The organism is Thioclava electrotropha, from assembly GCF_002085925.2.
In the GTDB taxonomy this organism is placed as follows: Bacteria; Pseudomonadota; Alphaproteobacteria; order Rhodobacterales; family Rhodobacteraceae; genus Thioclava; species Thioclava electrotropha.
Genome location: NZ_CP053562.1, coordinates 2,806,616 through 2,818,730 on the forward strand (window position 1 = coordinate 2,806,616; position 12,115 = coordinate 2,818,730).

9 protein-coding genes and 1 pseudogene are annotated in these 12,115 nt (G+C 54.8%); 4 read left to right on the forward strand and 6 right to left on the reverse strand.

The window, feature by feature from the left end; all coding sequences use genetic code 11:
* Positions 1 to 177: 177 nt before the first annotated feature.
* Positions 178 to 1,623, reverse strand: coding sequence for a S1 family peptidase (locus AKL02_RS13345; protein WP_083078959.1), 1,446 nt, complete (start codon positions 1,621 to 1,623; stop codon positions 178 to 180).
* A 325-nt stretch (positions 1,624 to 1,948) separates the two neighbouring features.
* Between AKL02_RS13345 and AKL02_RS13350 the strand changes: the two genes are divergently transcribed.
* The 3 genes from AKL02_RS13350 to AKL02_RS13360 all read left to right on the forward strand — a co-directional run bounded on the left by AKL02_RS13350 (position 1,949) and on the right by AKL02_RS13360 (position 5,926).
* Positions 1,949 to 2,293, forward strand: a complete 345-nt coding sequence (locus AKL02_RS13350) for a hypothetical protein (protein WP_083078960.1) — start codon at positions 1,949 to 1,951, stop codon at positions 2,291 to 2,293.
* A gap of 421 nt (positions 2,294 to 2,714) precedes the next feature.
* Entirely contained in the window at positions 2,715 to 4,172 is a 1,458-nt protein-coding gene (locus AKL02_RS13355; RefSeq protein WP_083078961.1) for a tyrosine-type recombinase/integrase, read from the forward strand.
* Positions 4,173 to 4,285: 113 nt separating this feature from the next.
* A complete protein-coding gene (locus AKL02_RS13360) occupies positions 4,286 to 5,926 on the forward strand; it encodes a hypothetical protein (protein WP_133051982.1) in 1,641 nt (546 codons plus the stop codon).
* Positions 5,927 to 5,928: 2 nt separating this feature from the next.
* Here AKL02_RS13360 and AKL02_RS13365 read toward each other — a convergent pair whose 3' ends face one another.
* Positions 5,929 to 6,762, reverse strand: coding sequence for a hypothetical protein (locus AKL02_RS13365; protein ID WP_165757012.1), 834 nt, complete (start codon positions 6,760 to 6,762; stop codon positions 5,929 to 5,931).
* Positions 6,710 to 7,042, reverse strand: coding sequence for a hypothetical protein (locus tag AKL02_RS13370; RefSeq protein WP_133051984.1), 333 nt, complete (start codon positions 7,040 to 7,042; stop codon positions 6,710 to 6,712). The genes AKL02_RS13365 and AKL02_RS13370 overlap by 53 nt, the downstream gene beginning before the upstream one ends.
* A gap of 344 nt (positions 7,043 to 7,386) precedes the next feature.
* Here AKL02_RS13370 and AKL02_RS21305 point away from each other — a divergent pair.
* Positions 7,387 to 8,912: pseudogene (locus AKL02_RS21305) on the forward strand (ISL3 family transposase).
* Between the two features lie 4 nt (positions 8,913 to 8,916).
* Here AKL02_RS21305 and AKL02_RS13385 read toward each other — a convergent pair.
* From AKL02_RS13385 to AKL02_RS13395, 3 genes are all read right to left on the reverse strand, one after another.
* A protein-coding gene (locus tag AKL02_RS13385) for an IS3 family transposase (protein ID WP_108722461.1) occupies positions 8,917 to 10,106 on the reverse strand; the annotation gives its coding sequence in 2 pieces (ribosomal slippage) (positions 8,917 to 9,854 and positions 9,854 to 10,106; 1,191 coding nt in all).
* Positions 10,107 to 10,310: 204 nt separating this feature from the next.
* A complete protein-coding gene (locus AKL02_RS13390; protein WP_083078106.1) occupies positions 10,311 to 11,336 on the reverse strand; it encodes a DUF2806 domain-containing protein in 1,026 nt (341 codons plus the stop codon).
* A gap of 353 nt (positions 11,337 to 11,689) precedes the next feature.
* Entirely contained in the window at positions 11,690 to 12,076 is a 387-nt protein-coding gene (locus AKL02_RS13395) for a DUF2384 domain-containing protein (protein WP_083078107.1), read from the reverse strand.
* Between the last annotated feature and the right edge of the window lie 39 nt (positions 12,077 to 12,115).

Below are 12,115 nucleotides of genomic sequence, written 5' to 3' on the forward strand. Positions count from 1 at the left end.
TGTGTAGCGCTGGCCGGACCGTCCTTCACTCACTTTTGGACGAAGCCGCGAGAAACTCACCAATCAAATTCTTTATTCTCGGCTGACAATGGCATTTTGATGGCACGACGCACTGATATCCAGTTTAATCGAACCACATATCGAGCTGTAGAATGCGTGGCAGGCCAACCGCCCTCCTCACTCGCAGGTAATAAAGTGAGTAACAGAGGTCAGCATCTTGCCGAGCTGCTCCGGCGCAATTTGCTCGCTTGTATCGCTCGTCTGAGGCGCTACCCCATTCTGGTAGAGAAACAGCTTCGCTATCTCACCCCGGATGGCGAAGTTCACGTTCTGCGGGATGTCCCCGATCGCTTCCTGGACAAGATTCGCGTCGAGCTTTGAGACCACGACGCCAACGACAAGGCCGTGTGCATCGACTACCGGACCACCCGAGTTCCCGGGCTGCACCGGCGCGGAGATCTGCATACGGCTTCCGTCACCCCCAAGCCCTTTGATGCTCGTAACTGAGCCGCGCGTGACATTCAGGCCGCTCAGCAAGCCGGCTAGCGGATATCCTGCGATCGTGACGTCTGCGTTCAAGCTTGCAGGCTTCGCCGCGAAGGTGACACTCTTTAGGCCGGTGACGTTCTCGACCTGCACCAATGCGAGATCGAAATCTTCGTCCTTTCCAATTAGTTTTGCGGGCGAACCGTCCACGGTGATCTTGCGACAATTCCCTGCAACGTGATTGTTGGTCAGAATCTTTCCGTCGGGAGCGACCGCAAAGCCCGTGCCAGTTCCGCCCTCGTCTTCTCCAGGGGGAGCGGGAGGCTTTTCACCAACAGTGCCCTCGCCAACTCGCGGCTTGGGGCTGAGATCCTTGGCTTCATCGAGGAACGCCATAACCCCAGTGTAAAGCTCGCCATACTCCGGAAGATCCAGTTCAGTGCCTCGATGCGGGAGAATTGACGCCGTAACCAACGCCAAACGACCAGCATCGCGATCTTGGGCGGACACAAGGATCGTCGCCCACACTCCAACACGTATGCGATCAGAGCGCACGTAGAGTGTCTTGCCTCCAGATACACGGGCTGACGTAATCAGCAGATGATCTTTGCGCACCGTGTAGAGGTTAGAAACTGAGGTATCGAGCGCGTAGCGGTGCATAGCAACTGCTCGGCCGATATCGCCTGAAGTCAAAGAGATCGACAACGTCGAAGCGCTGTCGTCGAAATCGAGATTGAGACCGTTCGCGCTGACATGCGAAGACATAGTCTTCTGTGGCGACAGGAAAGATAAATCGGCAAAATCGAAGTAGTGGCGTGACCAGCCACCATCCGAGATCGTCTTAATCTCATCGACCACCAAAGCCACCGGCGCGAGGTTGGGCAGTTCGCCTGCGCTAAAGTCGATGCCGCTCTTCCGAGCGTAGGCCTGTAGAGCGCTCGCGCTTCCGGCTCCCCATTTGCCATCGATCATACCCAAGTATGAACCGTCTAGTGCGAGAGCCGCTTGAAGAAACCGGACTTCCTGGGAGGTCAGATCACTGGCGCGGAAGGGCTCGACGAGTTCGCTTCTTGTCCAAGCACTCGCCGAACAGACCCACAAGAATATCAGAAGACCAGCACTTAAAAGTGCACGCATCGAATAACTCCACCAATCCTGGATAAGAATGGCTCAGCGCCTGTGTTCGGTCAAGAACACCGATCGTCCATGTTTCCAAAGGCGAATATAACGATTTCCTCTTCGGCATTCCCCCCGCCGCTCAGCAAGAAAGATGGCTCATTTGAAGCTCATCACTTCGGGGGCGTGAAGCTTGTATCAAGGTCGCCACAACCCGATTGATGGACCCCGAGCTCAAGTGGGCGAAAATGCCACAAACTCGCCCACAATTTCAACGAGTTGTGACAAGATCCGAGGTCACACGGTAGACATCGACTACGTATTATCACGAATAGGGGACAAAAACGTGAAGTCTATTTTCAATCTTGGGATTCTCGCTGTGGCGGCGGTTGCGATTAGCGCGTGTGCAAAGCAACCTGATGAGATTGCAGCGATTCCCATGGAGCCCAGCATGTATGCTGGCCAAAGCTGCGGTTCACTTAGCCAAACGAAGCTGAAGCTCTCGCAGGACCTGGCGAGCCTTTCAGCACAACAGAAGAGTGCTGCGAGTGGTGACGCGTTCGGCGTCTTTATGCTCGGTCTGCCGTTGTCCAGTATGTCTGGTGGTGACAAAGAGGCTGCGATTTCTGTCACCAAAGGGAAGATCGACGCCATCAATCAAGAGATGGCGCGTAAGCGCTGCCAAATGTAAATTACCTCTCCGCTACACACAGACAAAGCCCCGCATATTGCGGGGCTTTTTTATTGAAACTTTATATTTTGGCAGGCCAGCTGGCTGACACCCGTCCCAATGCGCTCAAGCGATACTGATCATGGATAGACGCGCAGCTTCTGAAAAGAAGATTTTCGAAATCAAATTTGAATCGATCCGGAGCCAACGGCAGCAGATGTGTTGCGATGCTCGATTGTTTGGCGAGGCTGATCTCCTTAACTATTTGTTTACTGACGACGCTGTAGCCTAGCCTCAAATCGCAGAGAGAAGCAGGAGAGCATGAAAGAATTCACCAAAGCCGACACGGCAGAAGCCGTTCTGCTCGACTATGTCGAGCGGTATGGCTTAACGGAGAGAGCGCGAAGATACTTCCTCAACCTTGGCCAAGAGGAAGCATCCGATGGATCACGCGCCGAAGCTCGATACCCAAAAGACGATCAACACACTTCCTGAAAGACGGGAGCCTTATTGGAACATTCTCGAGTATTGTCGTCACATTGGCCTCGAGAAAAAACCAGCGAAGCCCCTTCATTGGGTCGCTCGGATCCGCAAGAAGGATGGCCGCTATAAGCAGCAGCGACTCGGACCCGCAGCTTCGGAAAACTCACAGGGCTTTTCTTACGAAGCGGCGATCACGCTCGCGCGCGCCTGGTTCGCCGAGCAGGAATTGCGGGGCATCGCCTCTGCGAGCTTCCCAGTGGGAACCACACAGCATCTGCGATATTCGAAGAGCGAAACTGGCTTCACTGTGGGCGACGCCCTGATCGACTACGTGGAGTGGAAACGGATCGCTGCGACCAAAACCACCTTTGAAACACTGGTCGCATTGATCAACTTTCATATCCTGCCGCGCCTCGGAGCGATTCAGCTCGATGAGCTGACCGGCAACACAATCACCAATTTCTGTCGTGCCATCCTTGAGACGCCACCCAAGCGGGGGAACCAGGCGCTCAAGGCAAGGGTAAAGATTGAAAGCCTCGACCCGGATGCATTGCGCCGCCGGAAAGGAACCCTGAACACGCTGCTGGGGATATTGCGAATTGCCATGCAGATGGCATGGGAGAACGGCCACACCGCCTCAGAGCGGTCTTGGCGCTGCATCCACCGCGTCCCGAATTTGGAAGTTCCTCGTCAGATCTTCCTCACACGCGCACAGTGTCGTGAGCTTATAGCCGCATGCCGCCCAGATCTTGCGGACTTGGTGCGGGCAGCTCTTTACACGGGCTGTCGCGTGTCTGAACTTTCGGCTCTACGCGTGCGCGATGTCGGCAAAGACATCTTTGGCATTTACGTCTCCTCCCCCAAAGGCTGGCGACCACGCTATGTGTATCTCCCCGAGGAAGGGATGCGATTTTTCTTGGCCAAATGCGCCGGGAAAGCAGACGATGACATCGTCTTTCGCACTGGCGCAGGCCAAATCTGGAAAACCCGTCACAAGCATCTCTTCAAAGCAGCTGTCGAGAAGTCCGGGCTGCCGCATGAATTCGTGTTCCACGGGTTGCGGCACACCTATGCCAGTCAGCTTGTGCAAGCCGGTGCGCCGCTTGCCATCGTCGCGCGTCAACTCGGCCACGCGAACACAGACACGGTGAGCCGGACCTACGGCCATCTGTCTTGCGAAAGCATCGAACGTGAGCTCGCTCTACGATTTGCCGCGTTAGAAGATCAGCCTCGTGAGCATGATGAGCGTATGCGCACTTTACGGAAATCGCTTCAAGCTGCGCCTCCCCCGGTCCCCGCCTCTTCGTGGCCGCGAAGCAACTTCGCGCGGTGCCGAGGCGACGAGCTTAAGTTCATGAGCAGACGTGCTCGTATGTATACTTCTGCTATATCCACCCAACAATGCGCAGACACATAGGTATTCAGTGGTGCATAACGAGGGCGAGCGAAAGTCAGCCCGTGAAAGCAAGGGACACGGTCCCTGATAAATCCTACGAAAACGATAAAATCGGCAAGAGGCGATAGACTGGTGTGTTGAGTTTCACTACGTTGAAGCTGCCAGGGTTCCGTGAGGATGGAAGCCTTTGGGCGAAAGTCGAACTTCTGAACGTTGAGCGTATTAAAGTGAAAAAAAGAGTAATAATACATATCGGCCCGCACAAGACGGGAACAACATCTGTTCAGAAGTTCCTGCTTGGCAATAAGGATAGTTTATTCCAAGAAGGCTTTCTTTTTCTGCACGACGAAGACACCCACGAAGCGGCCATCTTGCTTGCGAAGGAAAAATTCGAAGACGCTGAAAGAAAGCTTGAGAAAATTTCTGAAACAATAAAGAACTCAACCTGCAATACGATTATATTAAGCCAAGAAGATTTTTGTGGGGACATCCCTGGCCGGTCTAAGAGACGAGAGGTATACTCAAAACTCACAAAGAACTTACGCATAATTATGCGTGCCCTGCGGCATCACGATGTACGTTTCATTTTCTTCGAGCGCAACGAAGAAGATTGGTTGAAAAGTTGCTATCACCAGTCATTAAAATATCGCACGGACTTTCACGACTTCCGAGATTTCCATGCGAGGTTTTCGACTAACTTTTCCTGGGCGCAAAAACTCGAGAAACCGCGGAGCGTTTTTGGCGAGCGACTCGTAGTAGAAGATTACTACAAAGACGTGGGCAACGGAATCAGCAAAGTTATCAAACTTGCAGGAGCATCGAATATACATCTGCCAACCCCCCCTCAAAGAGTAAATTCGGCACCGTCCATAGAAGCATCTCAGCTATTGGAGCGTGTCAATAAACTCTCGAGCTTTAAGGCGACGGCTTGGTTCTCGAAGAAACTCATTTTGGCTAATTGGAAGCCGCGCCCATTATATGAAACATCGTCACCGCCTGCTGCCAAGTCAAATGAGCTAGCTGCGGTAGCGTTTCCGGCACTTTCGATGAGATCTGCTTCTAGGTTTGCACCACAAGATGTTATCGATCTTCTCCCCGCGCAGGATGTCGACCTATCTCAATACTTATTTGATGTCCTTCCAACTGAAGTCGAGCTTCCCTCGGAATCTCGTGCGAACATGGCAGATCAGTCAAGAATTCTTGACTATCACCTCAGAGGAAAATCCAGGCTCGCCAAAATCAATGCTCTTGCTATCAGCTATTTGCGCCGCGATACGCAATACACGCAAAAAGCTTCAGTGATTTTTCACCGAATTTGGCGCGAGCATGGAATACAAATAATTAATGAATTATCAACGCGCTGGCTCATATCCACTCTCCAAACCTTTTTAGATCATGGATCAAATGAAGCTCAGAGACAGATTGGCGCAAGCGGCTACTTTTATGCAAACATGATTAAGATCTATGAAGGCGAGCGCGCGATCGAGGGCGCTGAGCAAAACGCGACATATTCAGAAGCATCACCGCAAACACCGAACGAATTTCGTGGCCTCGATCGGTATAGCGTGGGTGGCACAGACCTTCTACTAAATACCAACGCTCTCCTGTTAGACCTCGCTCGAAGCGATGATGTCGCTGGCTTAGTAATGATGGAGTTTTTGCTTCGAGTTAAGAGCTCAGGAAACGTGTTTACTAGAATGGACAATACTCGAAAAGAGAAGAGCATATCCGTTAATGGCTTTGAAGACACTTGGTCGTTCTTTGAGGAAATTTAAGCTTAATAACCAAGGCCTTGCGACATCTGACTTAGCGGGCGAACGAGAGTAACTCCCTCCATTTTGGAAAGTCTCTGCAAATCGATCTCATATTGAACGTCGAGCCTCTCAATGATTTCAAATGAAAGACCTGGCAAAGATTCACTATCAAGAGGACTTTGGCGCTCTGGAAAAGCGGAAGAAACCAGCTCCTTTAAATCCAGAATAAGATCGAAATCGTCTACCCGCAGCAACTCCCCAATAAAGGACAACGCGATTTCCCTAGGGCGCTCAAAATCCCAAACCATAATCTGAAATTCCGGCACAATTTCTTTTATTCGCTCGATGAGACTCGACCACGAGGGCACGGTCCTCGCCTCTGAGATAGCATCAATATCATTTTTAGAGCGAACGAACTCGTAAAAGTAGTCAAGTTGACTCGTTATTGTAAAATGAAGCATTACAGAGCGGCCAGAAAAGATCTCCGCGACCCGAGAAACTCGAGCCTCGGTTTGTGGAAGAACTTTATCTTTTAGGAAAGAATCTTCTGCAACGCCAAGCAATGCATCCTGACTTATTGCAACGGTATCATACTTCGAAAAGTCAGAAATAATTTCTTCAACGTTGCTCCAAGATTCAGTATCCAACGCGGCCTCACGCCACCTCGTGTTTATTAGCTCTCTGAATTGTTTTTTCCAGATGGGGCGCGAAATGATTGCCGACGAACTTTGGTCTTCGAGAATTCTCGATTTATCAACAGAATGCAGTAGGTCAGAAGCGACGCCCGGTATTCCAGCGTGTAGGTTAAACATCCACGGATTTCTCGCCACTAAACTCAGGAAAACCATGCGCCGCAATGCTCTCTCTTCCACTAGCGATTGCTTCCAGGAGTTCGGCGCGGCGCGTAGCGCTTTGAGTTGCCGCTTGGCACATCAGATCCATAGCTTGCCAAGCGCGATCTCGCTCTGCGAGCTCTTCATCTGTCAACCTGCACAGTGTGTCGTCTGCCGAAATAAGAGCGATCAGGAGTGGCAGAACTTCTTCTGCTCTTTCCAACAATGTTTCGGTGTTTAAATCGGTGTGCGCAAAATCAATCACTAATCGAGAACCGGTGACTTCCAAGTCGACTTTTTTCACTTCGACACGCTCCTTACCTTGAACGTTTACACCCTGCATCGCTACCTGTCGGCAATCTAGCGCGAAGTCAGGTGAATGGCCACCTTAGGGCACCTATCCTCAAGGGCCGCGCCATCGTTGCCGTTTATGCTGCGACCACCTCAGGAGACCATAGTGATGAACTAGTCCACGAATACGGGCAACGCACGGTTTTGGGACGATGGAGGCTCCTCAGAGTTGCCCTCGATCAGCGGCCGGTCTGGATTGCTGTCAATCGGCACGCAATTTTGGCTCTGGCGCACATTGTGTGATGTTTGACGGTTCCGCTCCTACATTTGGCGCAGATGCTGAAGGGGATGATCATCATGACACGGCGCTTCGACACCAAGTTGTTGCCTGAAGGGCTTCGCGCCACCGGATACAGCGTGGACGGCGCGACCCTCGCGATTGATGCAGAAATTATGGAGGCGGAAGTAATTTGTCCGGGCTGCGGGCAGCGGTCCTCCCGTCGGCATGGACGTTATGTCCGGCACCTTATGGATTTTCCAGCGCATGGTCGTGCCGTTCAGGTGCGCTTATCGGTGCGACGGTTCCGTTGTGTCGCGTCGCACTGTTCCATCACGACTTTCAGCGAGAAAGTCCCGGATTGCCTTGCGTGCCGTCATGGTCGTCGGACCGGGCGATTTCAGGACCTCGTCGCCTACCTCGGCCGCGCGATGGGCGGTCGGCCAGCCCAGGCACTTGGATGCCGACTGCGGTTCGGTGTGAGCAAGGATACCTTCCTCCGCGGGGCTGCGTCAGGTGCGCGGACAACGGGCCCTGAACCACGCGTCATCGGGATCGATGACTGGGCCTGGCGCAAGGGACAGCGCTATGGAACGCTGATCTGCGATCTCGAACGGCGGACCGTCATCGACCTGCTGCCGGATCGCGAGCCAGCGACCGTCGCTGCCTAGCTGCGTCAGCATCCGCAGATCGAGGTCGTCGCGCGAGACCGGAACGGCGGATACAGGCAGGCGATTTCCGAAGCGCTTCCTGATGCGACCCAAGTCGCCGACCGTTGGCATCTCCTGCAGAACGCGAGCGATGCGTTTCTGGCCGCCGTCCGTCGAGCAATGCCCGTCATAAGAAGAACGGTCTGCAGCGCTGAACTGGATCCCGGCACTCTGACGGCAGCGGAACGCCTGCAATTCGAAGGCTTTCAACGGCGTCAGAAAACCAACGTGCTGATCCAGCGGATGGGGGCCGAAGGCGTGCCCATCAAGCGGATCGTCCGGGTCACTGGTCTGAGCCGAGGCTTGGTTCGGCGCGTCCTGCGCGGCGAACGGGAAGACGTTTTCCGGCTGCGCCAAAGCAGCCTGACACCTTGGTTCCCGCTGCTCGAACAGCATTGGCAGGACGGATGTCGCAATGGCGCTGAACTCTGGCGCCGGCTGCGAGCGAACGGTTTCCAAGGAAGTCTCCGCGTGGTCGGGGAATGGGCCACGCGCCAGCGCCGAGCCGAGGCTGCCATCCCGCACGGCTCAGGCAAAAGTCCTCCGAGCCGCAAGATCGCCCGCATGATGACCTCTGGTCGGCACCACCTCTCGAAGGCCGACAGCATATGCGTCGCGCAGATCGAACATGCTTTGCCGCAACTGGCGCAGGACCGTCGGCTCCTTGACGCCTTTACCTCCATGATCCGCAATGGCGAGGAGAGCGGGCTGGCAGCTTGGTTGGATCAAGCAAAGACGTCCGGACTGGCAGCCTTTGCGCGCGGACTCTCCGCCGATCTGGACGCGGTTGCGGCGGCGCTGCGCGAGCTTGGTCCAACGGCCAGACAGAAGGCCAGATCAACAGGCTGAAGATGTTGAAACGGCAGATGTATGGCGCTGCAGTGACCTGCCACTGAACTTTCATCCAGCCGCGACCGGAGCCCGGTTGGTGTTTACGCCGATCGGCGCAGGTTGAGCAATCGCCCGACGCGCGGAGCTATCATCTCGCGCAGCGGGGCGGGCGATTGCGGTGGTCAGGGCCCGCGCGTAGTCAGCCGGTGTCTGGTAGTCCAAGGCCGAGTGCGGGCGTTCGGTATTGTAGTCGGCAGCCCAGGCGGCGATCACGATCCGCGCGTGGGCCAGGTTTCGGAACATGGTCTCGTTGAGCAGCTCGTCCCGCATCCGCCCGTTGAAGCTCTCCACGAAGCCGTTCTGCATCGGCTTGCCCGGGGCGATGTAGTGCCACTCGATCCGGTGCGCGGTAGCGAAGGTTAAGATTGCGTTACTGGTCAGTTCGGTGCCGTTGTCAGAGACGATCATCCCCGGCTTTCCGCGGCGCTCGATCAGGGCAGTCAGTTCACGAGCCACACGGCGCCCCGAGATCGAGGTGTCCGGGATCGCCGCGAGGCACTCCCGGGTGACATCGTCGACCACGTTGAGCACCCGGAAACGCTGACCGTTGGCGAACTGGTCGTGAACGAAATCCAGCGACCAGCGGGCATTGGGACGCGCCGCGACCAAGATCGGGGCCCGTGTTCCGACCGCCTTACGCCTGGCCTTCCTTTTGCGCACCGTCAGGCCTTCTTCGCGGTAGAGCCGATAGATCCGGTTGATCCCGGATGGCTCGCCCTCGCGGCGCAGCAGCACGAAGAGCCGCCGATAGCCGAACCGTCTGCGTTCGTTGGCCAGTTCGCGCAGACGGCCACGCAGCTCCGTATCCGGAGCTCGCTGCGCCTGATAGCGGACCATCTTGCGATCCGCCCCGGCAATCCGGCACGCCCGCCGCTCCGAGAGCCCGAGCAGGGACCTCAGATGCGCGACCGCCTCGCGCTTCACGGCAGGCGTCACCACTTTTTTGAAACCAGTTCCTTCATCGCCGCCAAGTCCAGCATCTGCTCGGCCAGCAGCTTCTTCAGCTTGGCGTTCTCGTCTTCGAGCGTCTTCAGCCGCTTTGCCTCCGGCACCGTCATGCCGCCGAACTTCGCCTTCCAGTTATAGAAGGTCCCTTCCGACATGCCGTGCTTGCGGCACAGGTCCGCGCACTTCGCGCCTGCCTCGTGCTCGGCCAGGATGCCGATGATCTGCTCGTCCGTGAATCTCGTTCGCTTCATTGTCCGTCCTCAAGTTGGGTCGGACTCTAATCGATGGTGGAGGAAAAATCCCGTGGCAGGTCACCCGCATTGCTGACATTCGCCGCGGCGGCGTGAAAGTGCACAGCGTGCGCGTGGTGCGCAAGAGGCCCCGCCCGCTGGTGCTGCTACCGTGGCAGAGGGGGCGCGTCACCCTAGCTGCCGAGTAGCTAAGGCTTAAAGAACCTAGTCTTGGCTTCCCTCAACGATTGGCGCTTCTGGAGTTTCTTTAACCCAAAGAACCTCCATTAAGTTGATTTTCCCGGTCTTTTCATCGGTCAACACGCCAAGATGCGCTTCGTGGATATTTGGATTGCGAATCGCGTGCGCAACTGCTCGGGCAGATTCCCGAGCATTTCGACTTCCTACCAAGCAAAGCACTTCTTGGCCAAGTTGGGTTAAAGCGATAGCCTCATATTGAACCTTTTTCTCGGGTTCACCAGTCAGAAGAACTATTAAGTTACCCTCGCGAACGAATGATCGGCCATGTTTATCGAACATAAACGTCATTTGTAGACCTAGGCCGCTAGCACCCTGAATAAGGCCACTTGCTTCAAGGTAGATTAGATCGCGGATGTCTTCTTGATCCTTCGGAGCTACAAGTTTCTTCGGCGCATTGTCTCCAAAGGCGCTTTTGGCGAAAGTTTCGAATAGGAGAGCATCGGCTTGAGAGAACTCAGATAGGAACCTCAAGGTTCTCGTTGAGAAGCGCCCCGGTTGGCGGACTTCGCCAGCCAACACTTTTCCCCACAATCCTTGAAGGCGTTCACTCGAAGCGTCTTCGGCATATCGCTCAAAGACGTTTAACCAATCGTCGTCCACCTCTGAGGCAGGCACGGAGCCTGTGGCCAAATTTTCTTCGCTTGAAGCTTGATCTCGCAAGTCCTCTACCATTGCGGAAGCAACGGCTTCTCGGTTCACTTGCTTCCTATACTCTTTTCTTACGAGTTTATTCATAGCACGTTGTGCAATGTCTGGATCAGCACCCGCCCCTGACGCGACAGTTTCAGCGATGCTTGCCTCAACCAACTTGTATGACTCGGTTTGCGCATCTATTTTCGCTTTCTTTTGCTGGAGCCACGCGATTGGGATGTCTACCGAAGCCCCAACGAGCCGGTCCAGAGCCTTGATAACACCCGGCGTTAGGCCCTTCGGAATTGATACGAGAGCGTCAGCAATTTGCGCGGGTAAATTCGTTGACTCTTGATCCAAGGTGTTCTCCAGAAGTGCTGCGGCATTGGCACACAATCAGTATGGCCGGCAAGGCGATGCACCGCAAGATGATGATCGATTCATCCGAATTTTTGAAAAGTCCTTCATAGCTTTGCAAATTTGATTCCCGAACATGGTGCGGGGTGCTAGCTGTAGCGGCCTGCAGCGCCCCGGCTCAGCCCTTGCCCGAATGTCTGCCAGTGCCGTGTCCGTCCTAGACATTTGCGCTCGCAGCGAAGGTTCGGTTTCCGCCCAAATTTCCATATAGTGTAAGCGCTCCGGTTTCCTTCGAACCGGATACGCTCACTGGCTGAAAAGAACTGGCACCATTCACTTACCGTGCAGGCCACGCCTCACGCTCCAGCGAGGCAAGCATCGAGATATTTCCGGATCTCCAAGATTTTTTCTAATCCTCCTCTGATTGCCACATCAACGGGGCGCGCGCCGAGAAACAACGGCCCGGTGTTGGTGCGCGTCATCCAGGATCTCGCGAGCGACTTGACGAAATAGAGTTCAAGTGCCTTGTAGATCCCAAGCGATGCAGAAAGCCGAAGAAGTTGATCCTCGGTCAGAGATGGGGCACCGTCCGACCTCTTCAGGCCACTCCAAACTGCCTCGGGGATTCCGATGAGACCAGAGGCTTCGCTTTCAGAAAGCCCCCATGCGCACGTAAGGCGCGAATAGGCCTTCAAAACCACGCCAATCTCCTCCTGAGAAAAGCAGCTGCCTTCGATCTCCATCCGCTCTCTCCGCAAGCAGGCTTTTTCACTTCGGCACGA

Excerpts from the sequence above, each read along its gene's own strand:
- AKL02_RS13395 (WP_083078107.1), bottom strand. The coding sequence starts at position 12,076 with ATGGAGATCGAAGGCAGCTGCTTTTCTCAGGAGGAGATTGGCGTGGTT.
- AKL02_RS13345 (WP_083078959.1), bottom strand. The coding sequence starts at position 1,623 with ATGCGTGCACTTTTAAGTGCTGGTCTTCTGATATTCTTGTGGGTCTGT.
- AKL02_RS13355 (WP_083078961.1), top strand. The coding sequence starts at position 2,715 with ATGGATCACGCGCCGAAGCTCGATACCCAAAAGACGATCAACACACTT.